15 protein-coding genes are annotated in these 15,130 nt (G+C 74.2%); 14 read left to right on the top strand and 1 reads right to left on the bottom strand.

Translation table 11 applies throughout. The features are described from left to right. Positions 1-52 precede the first annotated feature (52 nt). From ispG to DE149_RS03075, 14 genes are all read left to right on the top strand, one after another. Entirely contained in the window at positions 53-1,237 is a 1,185-nt protein-coding gene (gene ispG, locus DE149_RS03140) for a flavodoxin-dependent (E)-4-hydroxy-3-methylbut-2-enyl-diphosphate synthase (protein ID WP_061866731.1), read from the top strand. Further along, the gene (locus DE149_RS03135) at positions 1,212-2,144 is read left to right on the top strand and encodes a GNAT family N-acetyltransferase (RefSeq protein ID WP_060973856.1); all 933 of its coding nucleotides are present in this window, start codon (positions 1,212-1,214) and stop codon (positions 2,142-2,144) included. Before ispG ends, DE149_RS03135 begins: the two co-directional genes overlap by 26 nt. Positions 2,145-2,263: 119 nt before the next feature. After that, a complete protein-coding gene (locus DE149_RS03130; RefSeq protein ID WP_060973853.1) occupies positions 2,264-4,090 on the top strand; it encodes a proline--tRNA ligase in 1,827 nt (608 codons plus the stop codon). Between the two features lie 43 nt (positions 4,091-4,133). Beyond that, complete coding sequence (locus DE149_RS03125) at positions 4,134-4,883, top strand: TSUP family transporter (protein WP_170720847.1); 750 nt, start codon at positions 4,134-4,136, stop codon at positions 4,881-4,883. 130 nt (positions 4,884-5,013) lie between these two features. Continuing rightward, positions 5,014-5,601: a ribosome maturation factor RimP gene (gene rimP / locus DE149_RS03120; RefSeq protein ID WP_113913940.1), complete on the top strand. Its 588-nt coding sequence runs from the start codon at positions 5,014-5,016 to the stop codon at positions 5,599-5,601. A 1-nt stretch (position 5,602) separates the two neighbouring features. Continuing rightward, on the top strand, positions 5,603-6,589 hold the full coding sequence (gene nusA / locus DE149_RS03115; protein ID WP_036314069.1) for a transcription termination factor NusA: 987 nt from the start codon (positions 5,603-5,605) through the stop codon (positions 6,587-6,589). 42 nt (positions 6,590-6,631) lie between these two features. After that, positions 6,632-6,973 (top strand): YlxR family protein, encoded by a 342-nt coding sequence (locus DE149_RS03110; RefSeq protein WP_036314070.1) that lies wholly within the window; start codon positions 6,632-6,634, stop codon positions 6,971-6,973. Positions 6,974-7,164: 191 nt separating this feature from the next. Beyond that, entirely contained in the window at positions 7,165-9,966 is a 2,802-nt protein-coding gene (infB, locus tag DE149_RS03105; RefSeq protein ID WP_113913939.1) for a translation initiation factor IF-2, read from the top strand. An 80-nt stretch (positions 9,967-10,046) separates the two neighbouring features. Continuing rightward, a complete protein-coding gene (rbfA, locus tag DE149_RS03100; RefSeq protein WP_036314977.1) occupies positions 10,047-10,499 on the top strand; it encodes a 30S ribosome-binding factor RbfA in 453 nt (150 codons plus the stop codon). A gap of 13 nt (positions 10,500-10,512) precedes the next feature. After that, a complete protein-coding gene (gene truB, locus DE149_RS03095) occupies positions 10,513-11,478 on the top strand; it encodes a tRNA pseudouridine(55) synthase TruB (RefSeq protein ID WP_078026112.1) in 966 nt (321 codons plus the stop codon). After that, positions 11,475-11,843: a hypothetical protein gene (locus DE149_RS03090; RefSeq protein ID WP_002855305.1), complete on the top strand. Its 369-nt coding sequence runs from the start codon at positions 11,475-11,477 to the stop codon at positions 11,841-11,843. Before truB ends, DE149_RS03090 begins: the two co-directional genes overlap by 4 nt. Before the next feature lie 11 nt (positions 11,844-11,854). Continuing rightward, the gene (locus DE149_RS03085) at positions 11,855-12,286 is read left to right on the top strand and encodes a hypothetical protein (RefSeq protein ID WP_036314984.1); all 432 of its coding nucleotides are present in this window, start codon (positions 11,855-11,857) and stop codon (positions 12,284-12,286) included. Further along, positions 12,286-13,263 carry a bifunctional riboflavin kinase/FAD synthetase gene (locus DE149_RS03080; protein ID WP_041104239.1) on the top strand — a complete coding sequence of 326 codons (978 nt, stop codon included), beginning with the start codon at positions 12,286-12,288 and terminating at the stop codon, positions 13,261-13,263. Before DE149_RS03085 ends, DE149_RS03080 begins: the two co-directional genes overlap by 1 nt. Further along, entirely contained in the window at positions 13,260-14,102 is an 843-nt protein-coding gene (locus DE149_RS03075) for a class I SAM-dependent methyltransferase (RefSeq protein WP_113913938.1), read from the top strand. The genes DE149_RS03080 and DE149_RS03075 overlap by 4 nt, the downstream gene beginning before the upstream one ends. On the opposite strand, the gene DE149_RS03070 is transcribed toward DE149_RS03075, so the two are convergent. Continuing rightward, positions 14,080-15,084: a CPBP family intramembrane glutamic endopeptidase gene (locus DE149_RS03070; protein ID WP_044658601.1), complete on the bottom strand. Its 1,005-nt coding sequence runs from the start codon at positions 15,082-15,084 to the stop codon at positions 14,080-14,082. The genes DE149_RS03075 and DE149_RS03070 overlap by 23 nt on opposite strands. Positions 15,085-15,130 lie beyond the last annotated feature (46 nt).

Here is a 15,130-nt window from a genome sequence, read left to right as displayed (position 1 = left end):
CTAGGATGGACCGGAGAACCCGGCGGCCCCGCGCCGTCGACCCCGAGAACCCATGAGGAGCGCCCCCGTGCCCGTCAGCCTTGGAATGCCGTCCGCCCCGCCGCCCGTGCTGGCCCCGCGCCGCACCACCCGGCAGATCCAGGTGGGCTCGGTGGGCGTCGGCTCGCAGCACCCCGTCTCGGTGCAGTCGATGACCACCACCAAGACGCACGACATCGGCGCGACCCTGCAGCAGATCGCCGAGCTCACGGCCGCCGGCTGCGACATCGTCCGCGTGGCCTGCCCCACGGACAAGGACGCCGAGGCCCTCAAGGTCATCGCCCAGCAGTCCACCATCCCCGTGATCGCGGACATCCACTTCCAGCCGAAGTACGTGTTCGCGGCGATCGAGGCCGGCTGCGGCGCCGTGCGCGTGAACCCGGGCAACATCAAGAAGTTCGACGACAAGGTCAAGGAGATCGCGCAGGCCGCCTCGGACCACGGCACCTCCCTCCGCATCGGCGTCAACGCCGGCTCCCTGGACCCGCGCCTGCTGCAGAAGTACGGCAAGGCCACCCCGGAGGCCCTCGTCGAGTCCGCCGTCTGGGAGGCCTCCCTCTTCGAGGAGCACGGCTTCAAGGACTTCAAGATCTCCGTCAAGCACAACGACCCGGTGATCATGGCCCGCGCCTACGAGCTGCTCGCCGAGCAGGGTGACTGGCCGCTGCACCTCGGGGTCACCGAGGCCGGCCCGGCCTTCCAGGGCACCATCAAGTCCGCTACCGCCTTCGGCTACCTGCTCGGCCAGGGCATCGGTGACACCATCCGCGTCTCCCTCTCCGCGCCGCCGGTCGAGGAGGTCAAGGTGGGCCTGCAGATCCTGCAGTCCCTGAACCTGCGTGAGCGCAAGCTCGAGATCGTCTCCTGCCCCTCGTGCGGCCGCGCCCAGGTGGACGTGTACACGCTGGCCGAGCAGGTCACCGAGGGCCTCCAGGACCTCGAGGTCCCGCTGCGGGTGGCCGTCATGGGCTGCGTCGTCAACGGGCCGGGCGAGGCCCGCGAGGCCGACCTCGGCGTCGCCTCCGGCAACGGCAAGGGCCAGATCTTCGTCAAGGGCGAGGTCATCCGCACCGTGCCCGAGGACCAGATCGTGGAGACCCTCATCGAGGAGGCCAACCGGATCGCCGGTGAGATGGACCTGGGGGAGGACGGCGGTGACCAGGCTGCCGCCGGTGCCCCGGTGGTCTCCGTCCACTGACCGGGAGGTCCGGGCCGCCACGGGTGACCGCGTCCGCCTGCTGACCGACGCGGACACCGCCGCGCTCGCGGCCCTGTCCGCCCGTGCCCCCGTGTCCAACGTGTTCGTGGACTCCCTGCTCGAGGCGGGCCGCCTGGCCGGCCCGCGCGGGGGAGCGGCGGGCACCCTGTTCCTCGGGATCGACGACGACGCCCCGGGCGCCGGCGCGCTGCGCGCGGCCGTCTGGATCGGCTCGAACGTGGTGCCGGTCGCCGCGTCCGAGGCCCCGGACGCCGGCTGGGCGCCGGGCGACGCGGAGGCGCTCGGCGCGGCGGCCGCCGCGCTGCGCCGCCGGTACGGGTCGATCTACGGCCCGGCCGGTCCCGTGCTGGCCGCCGGCGAGGCCCTCGCCGCCGCGGGCCACCGGTCCCGGTCCGTGCGCCCCGACCAGCCGCTGCTCGTGCTGGGCACGGCCGGGGGGATCGACCCGAACCCGCACGTGGTGCAGGCGCAGCCACACGACTTCGCGCGCGTCCTGCCGGCCAGCGCGGCGATGTTCGAGGAGGAGCTCGGCTTCTCCCCATTCGCCGGGGGCGCGGCCCAGTACCGGGACCGCGTCGAGCGGCTGATCCACGCCGGACGCGTCTTCATCGACCCGGGACCGCGCGACGCGGGCGGCCCGCTGCGCTTCAAGGCGGACATCGGGCTGCTCTCCTCCCGGTGCGCCCAGATCCAGGGCGTGTGGATGGCCCCCGCCGCGCGGGGCCGAGGACTGGCGGCGTCGGCGATGGCCGCCGTCGTGGACTACGTGCGACTCCAGGCGCCCGTGGTCAGCCTCTATGTCAACGCGTACAACACCCCCGCGCTGCGCACGTACGAGCGCGTGGGGTTCGAGCGGCGCGGCACGTTCGCGACCGTCCTGTACTGACCCGGCGGGCCCTGCGCGGGCGATAGGATCGGCGGTCAGGACGCCGGGCACCCCGTGCCGGCGTCGTCCCGTCCCGCGCGCCGCCCCGACCGCGCGAGCCCGTCCGAGGAGGCCCCGTCATGCCCCTGCGCATGTCCACCCTGTTCCTGCGCACCCTGCGCGACGACCCGGCGGAGGCCGAGGTGGCGAGCCACAGGCTCCTCGTCCGTGCCGGCTACATCCGTCGCGCGGCCCCGGGCATCTACTCGTGGCTGCCGCTGGGCCTGAAGGTGCTGGCCAAGGTGGAGCGGATCGTGCGCGAGGAGATGGACGCGATCGGCGCCCAGGAGGTGCACTTCCCGGCGCTGCTGCCGCGGGAGCCCTACGAGGCCACGGGGCGCTGGGATGAGTACGGCGACGGGCTGTTCCGCCTGCAGGACCGCAGGGGCAACGACTACCTCCTGGCCCCCACACACGAGGAGATGTTCACGCTCCTGGTGAAGGACCTGTACTCCTCGTACAAGGACCTGCCCGCGTACCTGTACCAGATCCAGACCAAGTACCGGGACGAGGCCCGCCCGCGCGCCGGCCTGCTGCGCGGGCGCGAGTTCATCATGAAGGACTCCTACTCCTTCACGGTGGACGACGCCGGCCTGGACGCCGCGTACGAGGCCCACCGGGCCGCCTACCTGCGGATCTTCGACCGCCTCGGCCTCGAGGTCGTGCCGGTGCGGGCCACCTCCGGTGCGATGGGCGGCTCCCGCTCCGAGGAGTTCCTGCACCCCACCGAGGTGGGCGAGGACACCTTCGTCGAGTCCGACGGCGGCTACCGCGCCAACGTCGAGGCCGTCACCACGGTGGCCCCCGCCCCGCTGGACGAGGCGGCCATGGCGGTCCTGCCCGCCGCCGAGGTCAAGGACACCCCGGTCTCCACCACCATCGCCGCGCTCGTGGACGTCGCCAACCAGCTGGCCCCGCGCGAGGGCGAGCCGTGGACCGCCGCGGACACGCTCAAGTGCGTCGTGGTCACCGCGGTGGTGGACGGCGGCGAGCGCCGCCCGTTCGTCGTGGGCGTGCCCGGCGACCGTGAGGTGGACCTCAAGCGTCTCGAGGCCTCCGTGGGCCCGGCGCTCGGCGTGGTCGGCGAGCCCACGCTCGAGGCCGCGACCGCCGCGGACCTGGCCGCGCACCCCGCCCTGGTCAAGGGCTACATCGGCCCCGCGGCGGCCGACGCGGTCGAGGGCACCCCGGTCCTCGGCGCGGAGGGCTCCGTCTCGGGCCTGCCCTTCTTCGTGGACCCGCGCATCGCCCCCGGCACCGCGTGGATCACCGGCGCGAACGCGGACCAGCGCCACGTGTTCGGCCTCGTGGCCGGCCGCGACTTCATGTGGGACGGCGTGCTCGAGGCCACCGCGGTGCGCGAGGGCGACGAGGCCCCGGACGGCTCCGGCCCGCTGCACACCCGCCGCGGCATGGAGATGGGCCACATCTTCCAGCTCGGCCGCAAGTACGCCGAGGCCCTCGACCTGAAGGTCCTCGACGTCCACGGCAAGCAGGTCGTGGTGACCATGGGCTCCTACGGCATCGGCATCACGCGCGCCGTCGCCGCGATCGCCGAGCGCTACCACGACGACAAGGGCCTGGCGTGGCCGCGCGCGGTGGCCCCGGCGGACGTGCACGTCGTCGTCGCCACGAAGGGCGAGGACGGCCTCGCCGCCGCCGAGACCCTCGCCGCGGGCCTCGAGGCCGAGGGCCTGACCGTGCTCGTGGACGACCGTCCGAAGGTCAGCCCCGGCGTGAAGTTCAAGGACGCCGAGCTCATCGGCGTGCCCACCACCGTGGTGATCGGCCGCGGCCTGGCGGACGGCGAGCTCGAGCTCAAGGACCGTGCCACCGGTGAGGCGCGCCCCGTGCCCGTGGACGGGGCCGTCGCGGCGGTGCTCGCGGAGGTGCGCGACGGGCGCTGAGTGGTTCGGCGCCGTCGAGCTGACCGCCGGGCTGCTCGTCCTCGTGCTCGCCGCGGGCTTCGCGGCGGGCTGGATCGACGCCGTCGTGGGCGGGGGCGGGCTCCTGCAGCTGCCGGCCCTGCTGCTCGTGCCCGGGCTGAGCCCGATCCAGGCCCTGGCCACCAACAAGCTCGGCTCGGTGTTCGGCACGGCGACGTCGGCGCTCACCTACCGGCGGCGCCTGCGGCAGGATCTGTCCACCGCACTGCCGATGGCCGCCGTCGCCTTCGCGGCGGCCCTGGGCGGGGCCGTGGTCGCCGCGCATCTGCCGGCCGGCGTGATCCGGCCCGTGATCCTGGCGGCGTTGATCGCCGTCGCCGTGTTCACGGCCGTGCGCCCGGGCCTCGGACAGGTCGCCGGCGTGGGGCCGCGGCGGAGCACCGCGCTGGCCCGGGCCGTGGCGCTCGGCGCGGCGGTGGGCTTCTACGACGGCGTCCTCGGCCCCGGCACGGGCACGTTCCTCATCCTGGGGCTGGTCCTGCTGCTCAAGTTCGACTTCCTGCACGCCTCGGCACAGGCGAAGGTGGTCAACCTCGCGACCAACCTCGGCGCGCTCGCGTACTTCGTGCCCTCGGGGCACGCGGTGCTGGGCCTGGGGCTGCTGCTCGGCGCGGCCAACCTCGTGGGCGGCTACGTGGGGGCCCGCATGGCGATCGCCCGCGGCACCGGCTTCATCCGCGTGGTGTACCTCATGGTGGTGACCGCGCTCATCGTTAAGGTCGGCGCGGACACCCTCGCCCCGCTGCTGCGCTGAGCTCGCCCCGTCCAACCCGGTCGGGAGCACTCGGCCCCGCCGTGGGCCGCCGGTAGGCTCGGCCCCGGATCCCGACCCCGGCCCCCGCCCGCGTGGCGCGGCGGCCCCGACCCGACGAGTGAGGCACCCCATGGACAGCACCGACCGCCGCGACGACCTCGCCGAGCTGCGCACCCGCGTCGAGGAGGCCCTGGCGGCCGACGACGTGGTGGTGGATCAGGTGCGCGCCACGGGCACCGCCGAGCACCGCACCGTCGAGGTGGTCCTCGACCGCGCCTCGGGCACCCAGGGCCTGAGCCTGGACGACGTCGCCCGCCTCTCCGGCCGGGTCTCCGCCGCCCTCGACGCCCTGGGCGACCACGTGCCCGGCGTCGGCGCGGGGGAGTACCTGCTGGAGGTCACCACCGCGGGCGTGGACCGCCCGCTCACCGAGCCCCGCCACTTCGCCCGCAACGTCGGCCGTCTCGTCGAGGTCTCGGTCGACGGCGCCGCGCCCGTGACCGCCCGCCTGAAGGACGTGACGGACGACGACGTCGAGCTGGCCGTGGTGCGCCCGCCCGCGAAGAAGGGCATGAAGGCCAAGGAGCTGCCCGCCGAGCGGGTCGCCCTCGACCGCCTCGGTCCGGCGATCGTGCAGGTAGAGTGGAGCCCCGCTCAGCAGGCCGGCGACGCCGACGCCGCCGCGGGCGAGGACACGGCCGAGCACACGGAGGCATGAGTTGGACATCGACATGAGCGCGCTGCGCATGCTGGAGGCGGAGCGGGAGATCCCGATGGACCGCCTCATCCCCACCATCGAGCAGGCCCTGCTCATGGCGTACCACCGCACCCCGGGGGCCCTGAAGCGCGCCCGCGTGGAGATCGACCGCGCGACCGGCCACGTCACCGTGTGGGCCACGGAGCTGGACGAGGACGACACGCCCATCGGCGAGTTCGACGACACCCCGAACGGCTTCGGCCGGGTGGCCGCCTCCACGGCGCGCCAGGTGATGATCCAGCGCATGCGCGAGGAGGACGACGACAAGGTCCTCGGCGAGTTCAAGGACAAGGAGGGCGAGCTCGTCTCCGGCGTCATCCAGCAGGGCCTGAACCGCCACATGGTCCAGGTGAACCTCGGCACCCTCGAGGCCGTCCTCCCGCCGCCCGAGCAGGTGCCCGGCGAGGACTACGCCCACGGCCGCCGGATCCGCGCCTACGTGGTCTCCGCGACGCGCGGCGCCAAGGGCCCGTCCGTCACGGTGTCCCGCTCGCACCCCGGCCTCGTGCGCAAGCTCTTCGAGCTCGAGGTCCCGGAGATCGCGGACGGCTCGGTCGAGATCACGGCGCTGGCCCGCGAGGCCGGCCACCGCACCAAGATGGCCGTGCGCGCCACCCGCCCCGGGGTGAACGCCAAGGGCGCCTCCATCGGGGAGATGGGCAGCCGCGTGCGCGCCGTCATGACGGAGCTCAACGACGAGAAGATCGACATCGTCGACCACGTGGACGACCCCGCCGCGATGATCGCCAACGCCCTCTCGCCCGCCACGACCGTCTCGGTGGAGATCCTCGACGCGGACCAGCACTCGGCCCGCGCCGTGGTGCCGGAGTACCAGCTGTCCCTGGCCATCGGCAAGGAGGGCCAGAACGCCCGCCTCGCGGCCAAGCTCACGGGCTGGCGGATCGACATCGTCGGCGACGGGGTCACCACCTCCGCCCCGGGCCGCTGACCGTCCCCGGGAACAGATCCGGGCCCGGACGCGCTAGGATGGATGAGGTCCTTTCTCGATCCGACGCCCGTGAGGGGTGAACGCATGACGTCTCGGACGGTCGTGCGCACCTGCATCGGATGCCGATCGAGGGCGGACCAGCAAGAGCTGGTGCGCGTCGCCCTGGACTCCTCGACGGAACCCCCATCCGTCGTCTGGGACCCGGAACGACGCCGTCCCGGCCGGGGTGCGTGGCTGCATCCCGGCGAGGACTGCCTCCTCCTCGCCCTGCGCCGCCGCGCGTTCGGGCGGGCCTTCCGGTCCGCCGTCGACGCCGACGCGCTGGGCCGCACCGCGGAGGCACCGGCTGACAGACCGACAGATGAAGGCGGGTCAGAGATCTGATGCGTACCCGATGAGCACTGAAGCATGAGTGCCCAGCGATGAACTTCACCCCCTGCTATCAGGCAGGCCGTGGTGCGCGTGCCCTGGTGGCGCGCGCGACGGCCTGGAGCAACGTCAACGGTCCCAGGACGCGCTGAGACGGACAGCCCGAGCGGCTCCGTTCCGGCCCGTGGGGCCAGAACAGGAGAACCGTGGCCAAGGTCCGCGTCCATGAGCTCGCCAAGGAGCTCGGCATCACCTCGAAGGAGGCCTTGAGCACGCTCAAGGACCTCGGCGAGTTCGTCAGCTCGGCTTCGTCCACCATCGAGCCCCCGGTGGTCAAGAAGCTGCGCAACGCCTACCCGGGTGCCGGCAAGTCCGCCGCCAAGCCCGGTTCCACGCCCGCCGCCCCGGGCCGTTCCGCCGCGCCGAAGCCGGCGGCCGCCCCGTCGCCGCGCGCCGCGGCCCCCACGTCGAATGCCGGCGCCCCGGCGCCCGGTCCCGCCGCGGGCCGCACCGCCGCGCCCAAGCCGGGCGCCGCCCCGACCCCCGGCCCCGCCGCACCGACGCCGGCCGCCCCGGCCGAGCCGAAGGCCCCGCAGCCGCCGGCCACGCCGGGGTCGGCCGTGCCGAAGCCGGGCGCCGCCGCGCCCAAGCCGGGTGCCTCCGCGCCCAAGCCGGGCGCCCCGCGTCCCGGCAACAACCCGTTCAGCCCCAAGGGCGGCTCCGCCGGGCCTCGCCCGGGCGCCCGCCCGGGCGGCCGTGGCGGTGCTCCGCGTCCGGGCAACAACCCGTTCGCCCCCTCGCAGGGCATGCGCTCCGGTCGTGAGGACCGCGCGCCTCGTCCGGGCGGCCCCCGTCCGCCGGCCGGTGCCGGCGGTCCCCGTCCGGGCGGTCCGCGCCCGGCCGCGGGCGCCGGCGGTCCCCGCCCCGGTGGGCCGCGTCCGAACCCGGGCATGATGCCCAAGCAGATCACCCCGGCCCCGCAGCCGGCCCGCGGCCGTGGCCGTCCGGGCGGCGGCCCCGGTGGCGGTCCGGGTCGTCCCGGCGGCCCGGGCGGCCGTGGCGGTCGCGGCAACGCCCAGGGCGCCTTCGGGCGCGGCGGCGGCCCGCGCAGGGGACGCAAGTCGAAGCGCGCGAAGCGCCAGGAGTTCGAGCAGCAGCACACGCGTGAGATCGGCGGCGTCAAGGTCCCCAAGGGTGACGGCACCACCGTTCTGCGCCTGCGCCGCGGCGCGTCCCTGGCCGACTTCGCCGAGAAGATCCGCGCCGACGTCGCCGACCTGGTGAAGGTGCTCTTCACCCTCGGCGAGATGGCCTCGGCCAACCAGTCCCTCGACGAGGAGACCTTCCAGCTGCTCGGCGACGAGCTGGGCTACAAGGTCCAGATCGTGTCCCCGGAGGACGAGGACAAGGAGCTGCTGGAGGCCTTCGACATCGACCTCGAGGCCGAGGCGGCCAACGAGGACGAGGCCGACCTCGAGCCGCGCCCCGCGGTCGTCACCGTCATGGGCCACGTGGACCACGGCAAGACGCGTCTGCTGGACGCCATCCGCTCCTCGAACGTCATCGAGGGCGAGGCCGGCGGCATCACGCAGCACATCGGCGCCTACCAGGTGCCCGTGGAGCACGAGGGCGAGCAGCGTCGCCTCACCTTCATCGACACCCCGGGTCACGAGGCGTTCACCGCCATGCGTGCCCGCGGTGCGAAGGTCACCGACATCGCCGTGCTGGTGGTGGCGGCCGACGACGGCGTCATGCCGCAGACCGTCGAGGCGCTCAACCACGCCCAGTCGGCCGGCGTGCCGATCGTGGTGGCGGTCAACAAGATCGACAAGGACACCGCCGCCCCGGACAAGATCCGCGGTCAGCTCACCGAGTACGGCCTCGTGCCCGAGGAGTACGGCGGCGACACGATGTTCGTGGACGTCTCCGCGCGCAACAACATCAACATCGACCAGCTGCTCGAGGCGATCCTGCTCACCGCGGACGCCGCCCTCGAGCTCACGGCGAACCCGCACAAGGCCGCCCGCGGCGTGGCCATCGAGGCCAACCTCGACAAGGGCCGCGGCGCCGTCGTCACCGTGCTGGTGCAGACCGGCACGCTGCGCGTGGGCGACACCATGGTGGTGGGCTCCGCCCACGGCCGTGTGCGCGCCATGTTCGATGAGAACGGCAACGCCGTGGAGGCGGCCGATCCGTCGCGTCCCGTCCAGGTGCTCGGCCTGTCCGCGGTGCCGCGTGCCGGCGACTCGTTCCTCGTCACCGACGACGAGCGCACCGCCCGCCAGATCGCGGAGAAGCGCGAGGCCGCGGACCGCAACGCCCAGCTGGCCAAGCGCCGCAAGCGCATCACCCTGGAGGACTTCGACCAGGCCGTGGCCGAGGGCAAGCTGGACACGCTCAACCTCATCATCAAGGGCGACGCGTCCGGTGCCGTCGAGGCGCTCGAGGACTCGCTGCTCAAGATCGAGGTCGGCGAGGACGAGGTGCAGCTGCGCGTCATCCACCGCGGCGTCGGCGCCATCACGCAGAATGACGTGAACCTGGCGACCGTGGACAACGCCATCATCATCGGGTTCAACGTGCGCCCCGCCGAGCGGGTCGCCGACCTGGCCGACCGTGAGGGCGTGGACATGCGCTTCTACAGCGTGATCTACGACGCGATCGACGACATCGAGAACGCGCTCAAGGGCATGCTGAAGCCGGAGTACGAGGAGGTCGAGCTCGGCTCGGCCGAGGTCCGCGAGGTGTTCCGCTCCTCCAAGTGGGGCAACATCGCCGGTTCGCTCGTGCGCTCGGGCCTCATCCGCCGCAACGCCCAGGCCCGCCTGGTGCGCGACGGCGTGGTGGTCTCCGATCACCTCAAGATCGAGTCGCTGCGCCGCTTCAAGGACGACGCCACGGAGGTCCGCGAGGGCTACGAGTGCGGCATCGGCCTGGGCAGCTTCAACGACATCAAGGAGGGCGACGTGATCGAGACCTTCGAGATGCAGGAGAAGCCGCGCGTCTGACGGCCGGGGCGGGGGCCCGCACGGGCCCCCGCCCTCCGCGTCCCACCCTCTGAACCATCACCACCGGAAGGAACCGCACCATGGCCGATCCGGCACGCGCCGGCCGTCTGGCCCAGCGCATCAAGGTCCTCGTGGCCGAGGCGCTGCGCCGCGGCGTCAAGGACGACCGCGTGGAGCCCGTCACCGTGACGGAGGTCCGCGTGACCAACGACCTGCAGCACGCCACCGTCTACTACACCGTCCTGGGCGACGAGGCCACGGTGGCCGCCGCCCACGAGGGCATCCAGGACAACCGCGGCATCCTGCGCCGCGAGGTGGGCCGCGGGCTCACCATCCGCCTGGTGCCCACACTCGAGTTCGTGGCGGACACCGTCCCCGAGGCGGCCGCACACCTGGAGGACGTCCTCCGCGCGGCCAAGGAGCGGGACGCCGAGCTGGCGAAGGCGCGCGAGGGCGCGTCGTACGCCGGTGACGCGGACCCGTACCGCACCGCGGAGCCGGACGCCGACGCCGACGACGCCCCGCGCGCCTGAGGCCCGCGGCACGGTGAGCGCACGCAGCACCGGGGGACAGGCCCCCGACGCGCCGGGAACGGAGGCGTCGGGGGTCGTCCTCGTGGACAAGCCGCAGGGGTGGACCTCGCACGACGTCGTCGGGCGGGTCCGCCGGCTGGCGGGCACCCGCAAGGTGGGCCACGCCGGCACCCTGGACCCCATGGCCACGGGCCTGCTCGTGGTCGGCGTCAACAAGGCCACGCGCCTGCTGACCGCCATCACGGGCACGGACAAGACGTACACGGCCACGATCCGGCTCGGGCAGTCGACCGTCACGGACGACGCGGAGGGCGAGGTCGTGCAGACCCGGCTGGCCAACGCCGTCACGCCCGAGCGCGTGGCCGAGCAGGTCGCCGCCCTCACGGGCGAGATCCTGCAGGCGCCCTCGGCCGTCTCCGCCGTCAAGGTGGCGGGCCGGCGCGCCTACGATCGCGTCCGCGCGGGAGAGGACGTCACCCTCGACGCCCGCCCCGTCACCGTGCACGAGTTCACGGTGCACGAGCTGCGCCGGCTCGACGGCGGCCGGCTGGTCGACCTCGACGTCACCGTGCGCTGCTCCTCCGGGACCTACATCCGGGCGCTCGCCCGCGACCTGGGCGAGGCCCTCGAGACCGGCGGTCACCTGACGGCGCTGCGCCGCACCGCCGTCGGCCCGTTCGACGTGGCCGACGCGCTCTCGCTCGAGGCCCTCGCGGAGCGGTTCGCGATGACCGAGCTCTCCGAGGCCGCCGCCGGGCTCTTCCCGGTGCGCGAGCTGACGGAGCACGAGGCCCACGAGCTCGCCTTCGGGCGGGTCGTGGCGCCCACCGGCACGGGTGAGACGCTCGTCGCCGGGCGCGCGCCGGACGGCCGCGTCATCGCCCTCGTCTCCGACGTGCGCCGCCGCGGCGCCGACGTCGCCAAGCCCCAGCTCGTGTTCGCCCCGGCCGAGGGGCCGGGACAGGGAAGGACCGCATGATCCTCGACGCCTGGTTCTGGACGGGACTGGTGATCGGTGCCGTCTCGTTCGTCGTCTGCGTGGTGATGACGGCGATCCGCCGCCACCCCGCGGACGCCTCGATCCTCTCGGTGGCCGCCGTCGAGCTGTTCACGCTCGTCTATGCGGCGGCCGCCGCCGTCCGCCAGCTCGGCGGGGACACCCTGAACGGCCCCGGCTGGGAGTTCTGGGGCTACATCCTCACCGCCCTGATCGTGCCGGTGATCGCCGTGGGCTGGGCCGTCACGGACAAGACCCGGTGGTCCAACCTCGTGCTGGCCGTGGTCGGGCCCACGATCGCCGTGATGCTGCATCGCATGCAGGTCATCTGGTTCGGGCAGTGGTGAGGAGGATGGACATGGCACCCAGCGACGGCGCCCCCGCGCGCAACCAGGGTCTCGGCCGGATCATCGTCATGGTCTACGCGGTGTTCGCCCTCTCGGCGAGCGCGCGCAGCCTCTTCCAGATCCTCACGCAGTTCGACGCCGCCCCCGTGGCGTACACGCTCTCCGCGGTCGCGGCGGTCGTGTACATCGTGGCGACGTTCGCGCTCGCCCGCTCCGGCGCGCGCGCCTGGGCCGTGGCGCTGGGCGCCGTGCTCGTGGAGCTGGCCGGCGTGGTGGGCGTGGGCCTGTGGACCGTCCTGGATCCGGGGATGTTCGCCCACGACACCGTGTGGTCCCGGTTCGGCGCGGGCTACGGCTACGTGCCGCTCGTGCTGCCGGTGGTCGGCCTGATCTGGCTGCTGACGCACCGCCCCGCCCGCCCGGCCGAGGCGGGGGCGCTCTGATGCGGGTCTGGAACAGCCTGGACGAGGTCCCCACGGACCTGCCGCGCACCGTGGTCACCCTGGGCAACTTCGACGGCGTGCACCGCGGCCACCGGGAGGTGCTGCGCCGGGTCGTCGAGCTGGCGCGGGCCCGCGACGCCCTGGCCGTGGCCGTGACCTTCACCCCGCACCCGCGCGCCGTGCACCATCCCGAGGTGCCCCACGTGGACATCATCAGCCCCGAGCAGCGGGTCGTCCTCCTGGACGAGGCGGGTCTGGACGCGGTGCTCCTGCAGCGCTACACCCTCGAGTTCGCGGACCAGTCCCCGGAGGAGTTCGTCCGCGGCATGCTCGTGCACGGGCTGCACGCCGCCGTCGTGGTCGTGGGGCACGACGTGCGCTTCGGCCGGGGCAACACCGGCGACGTCGCGGAGATGGTGCGCCTGGGGGCCCGCTACGGCTTCGAGGTCGAGGCCGTCGAGGAGTTCCCCGCCGAACACGGGGCCGAGCCGGAGCGCCGCTGCTCCTCGACCTGGGTGCGGGAGGCCCTGGCCGCGGGCGACGTCGCCCAGGCCGCGGCCGTGCTCGGCCGGCACCACGTGCTCGCCGGCGAGGTGGTGCACGGGTTCGCGCGCGGCCGCGAGCTCGGCTTCCCCACGGCGAACCTCGAGACGGATGTGCAGGGCATGATCCCGGCCGACGGCGTCTACGCCGGTTGGGTGCACGACGCGCACGGCGGCGTGTGGCCGGCCGCGATCTCCATCGGCTCGAACCCCACGTTCGAGGACGTCTCCCGCGTGGTGGAGGCGCACGTGATCGACCGCCATGACGAGCGGGTGGAGGACTTCGACCTGTACGGCCAGCACATCGAGGTCGAGTTCGTGGCCCGGCTGCGCGGGATGGTCGCCTACGAGGGCGTCGAGAAGCTCGTGGCGCAGATCACGCAGGACGTGGACGAGGCCCGGGCGATCCTGGCCACGACCCCCTCCGACCGGTGAGCGCCCCGGAGCCGGGCGCTCCCCCCGCTGTGCCGAACCTGCCGGGGCGCCCGGCCCGGGCCCGTCGGGCCGGGCCCAACCCCTTCGAGACCGGCGGGGAGCACTACGACGCCGTCCGCCCCTCCTACCCGGCCGCCGTGGTGGACCGCGTCCTGGCGGGCATCGCCGACGGCGCGGAGGTGGTGGAGCTCGGGGCCGGGACGGGACTGTTCACCCGGCTGCTCGCGGCCCGCCCGGCGGACCGGGTGCGGACGGTGACGGCCCTCGAGCCGTCGGCGTCGATGCGCGCCGTCCTGGAACGCGAGGTCGCGGCCGGCACGGGCGGGCGGGTGCGCGCCGTGCCGGGCACGGGCGAGGCCACGGGCCTGCCGGCGGCGAGCGCCGACGCCGTGTTGGCGGCCCAGGCATGGCACTGGATGGACCCGGCCGCGGCGAGCGCGGAGGCCGCACGGGTGCTGCGCCCGGGTGGGCGCCTGGCCGCGGTGTGGAACCAGCTCGACACGGCGGTGCCGTGGGTGCACCGTCTCACCCGGATCATGCACGCCGGGGACGTGCACGCCGCCCGGCCGGAGCAGCGCCGGTTCGCCGCCCCGTTCGGGGCGGAGGAGCACGCGCGCTGGGCGTGGACGCAGCCCATGACCGCGGCGGGGCTGCACGGACTCATGGCCTCGCGCTCGTACTGGCTGCGCGCGGACGAGCGGATCCGGTCCCGGATGACGGCCAACCTCGACTGGTACCTGCACGAGCACCTGGGCCATGCGGCGGACGCGGTCCTGCAGGTGCCCTACGTGACGGTGGCCTGGTGGGCGGCGCCGGTCAGGGGCGGGCGCCCACGGTGACCGGGACCGTCCGGGCGATCCCGGCCCGCCGCGCCTGCCAGAGCAGCAGCGCCGTGGCCACCGCGACCACCGCCACCGAGAGCAGCGTGGCCGCCGGGGAGCCGGCGGTCTCCGCGCCCACGTAGCTGTCCTCGACGGTGCCCACGAGCGTGCCGACGGCGATGATCACCACGTTGTTGACCACGTGGAGGGCGACGGCGGCCTCGAGCCCGCCCGTGCGCCACGTGAGCAGGACGGCGGCGACGGCGAACGCGGCGAGGTCCAGCAGGATCCACGGGTCGAGCGAGCCGTGGGCGAGCGAGAAGGTCGCCGCCGAGAGCACCGCGGTGACCGCAGCGGCCACGACCGGCCGGCGGATCCACGTGCCGACGGCCAGCAGCAGCCACCCGCGGAACAGGTACTCCTCGCCCGCGGCCTGGAACGGGGTGAGCACGAACGCCATGACGAGCAGCCAGACCCAGTCCTGCGCGCGCGGGGCCGTGGGGGCGCCGTCGAGGGCCCACGCGCCCAGCACGTAGGCGAGGAACAGCGGCGTCAGCACGACGACGCAGCGCGCCAGCCAGCGCCAGCGCACGCGGCCCTCGACCGAGTGGACGAAGCGGGCGGCGACGGGGTGGCCCAGCGCCACGGCCAGCAGCGCGACCCCGATCAGCGCGGCGAGCAGGAGGTTGTTCAGCAGCACCATGGGCGCGGAGTACAGGTCGAGGTCGGTCACGTCCGTCGGGTCGGCCGCGCCGAGCAGCGCGGGCCCGGACGTGGCGATCAGGGCGAGAGCGCCCAGCACGCCCCCGAGCACGAGGAGGCCCACCAGGCCGGCCAGCACGAGGCCGAAGGACGCGAGCGGGTTCCACCATCGGGCCCGCGGCGTGCGCAGCAGCGCGGGGTAGCCGTGGCCGATCAGCGGCAGATCCAGGGGCGGCGCGGGCGGCCGGAGGGGGAACGACGACGGGGCCGGGGAGTGGGGGACCGGTGGGGTGCTCACCGGGCCAGGGTAGGCGATGCGGTAGACTCGACCCTCGGCCTCCCTG

The sequence above is a fragment of the Micrococcus sp. KT16 genome (assembly GCF_003315015.1).
GTDB classification, from domain to species: domain Bacteria; phylum Actinomycetota; class Actinomycetes; order Actinomycetales; family Micrococcaceae; genus Micrococcus; species Micrococcus luteus.
The sequence above is the reverse complement of the archived record's forward strand: the minus strand, read 5'-3'. Positions and strand labels throughout refer to the sequence as shown.